The following is a 1,539-nucleotide window of genomic DNA, read 5'->3' as shown; positions in this document are numbered from 1 at the left end:
CCTTTGTGCCCATAAATAAAATCACTCAGAGTTTAACACTAAAAAATTCATCAGCTAAATGAAAAGACCGTTGCATAAAAACGGGATTCCGATATCCCCCACCTTAGATTATTTAACCCAGTCAGTAAATGATACAAAGAAGGGCTACTTTAAGAAAAAACGCTTACTACAGATTTCTTTACTATCTATTGGTGTTGCTATTGCAATTTGTCTAATTGCAAAAGTTCTAATCTCTCTTATAGATCTTATAACCAACATTGCATTTTACGGAAGTTTCGACTTAAAATTCAACAGCCCTGCAAACAATCATCTGGGGATATGGGTAATTATTATTCCTGCAATTGGGGGCATTCTGGTTGGATTAATGGCGCTATATGGCTCTAAAGCAATAAGAGGACACGGTATTCCAGAGGCAATGGAACAAATCCTTGTTAACCAAAGTAAAATTAAACCTTCAATTGCGCTTCTAAAGCCCATCTCTTCTGCTATTGCGATAGGTACGGGAGGGCCATTCGGGGCAGAAGGCCCTATAATAGCAACCGGTGGTGCTTTAGGATCTACATTAGGCCAGTTATTTAAAATCACACCTAATGAGCGCAAAATCATTCTTGCCGCTGGAGCTACTGCTGGTATGTCTGCAATATTTGGCACACCCATAGCAGCTATTTTTCTGGCCATTGAACTCCTGCTATTTGAATTTTCACCCAAAGCCATATTACCTGTAGCACTCGCTTGTATAACAGGTGCCGCCGCGCACCAGTTTCTATTTGAATCAGGCCCCGTGTTCCCTATGCCTGAACTTAGTTCACCATCAAATATGGCTCTGGGCATTTACAGCTTTATGGGCATAATAATAGGCTTTGTTTCACTTGGGCTAACTAAAGTCGTCTATCACATCGAAGATGCCTTTGAAAAATTACCTATCCACTGGATGTGGTGGCCTGCAATTGGCGGTTTGGCAGTTGGAATAATCGGCTTTTTTGCTCCCCATACCCTAGGCGTAGGTTACGATAATATCACCAGTGTTTTATCAGGAAAAATACCATTAGCTTTAATGCTGAGTCTTTGTTTCTTTAAATTTCTCTCCTGGGCAATTGCTCTTGGTAGCGGCACATCAGGAGGCACACTCGCACCATTATTAACGATCGGTGGCGCAGCCGGAGCCATACTTGGCTCAATTACACTTCTACTGTTTCCAAATTCAGGCATAAGCATTCCAATGGCTGCCTTAGTGGGCATGTCGTCTATGTTTGCAGGCGCTTCAAGAGCTTATCTAACCAGCATAACTTTCGCTCTTGAAGCTACTATGCAATCTCACGCACTGTTACCTTTACTAGGAGCTTGTACAGCATCATACCTGATATCTTTCTTTTTTATGGAAAATACAATTATGACCGAGAAAATTGCAAGAAGAGGAATATACACCCCCGATTCTTATGAACCGGATGTATTGAGGAAAATGACTGTGGTTGATGTACTAAGAGCAAATAGCATGGTTATAAGCACCAAAAATCGTATAAGTGAAATCAGGTCATTCTT

At 41.1% G+C, this 1,539-nt stretch carries 1 protein-coding gene; it reads left to right on the top strand.

Annotated elements, in window-relative coordinates; all coding sequences use genetic code 11:
* Positions 1-58: 58 nt before the first annotated feature.
* Positions 59-1,539 (top strand): chloride channel protein (locus tag AC1DDX_RS27325; protein ID WP_477623023.1); only part of this gene is annotated, 1,481 nt, incomplete at its 3' end.

The organism is Pedobacter sp. 10L46_2 (assembly GCF_056395165.1).
Note: the sequence above shows the minus strand (reverse complement) of the source record. Positions and strands in the feature narration are given on the sequence as shown.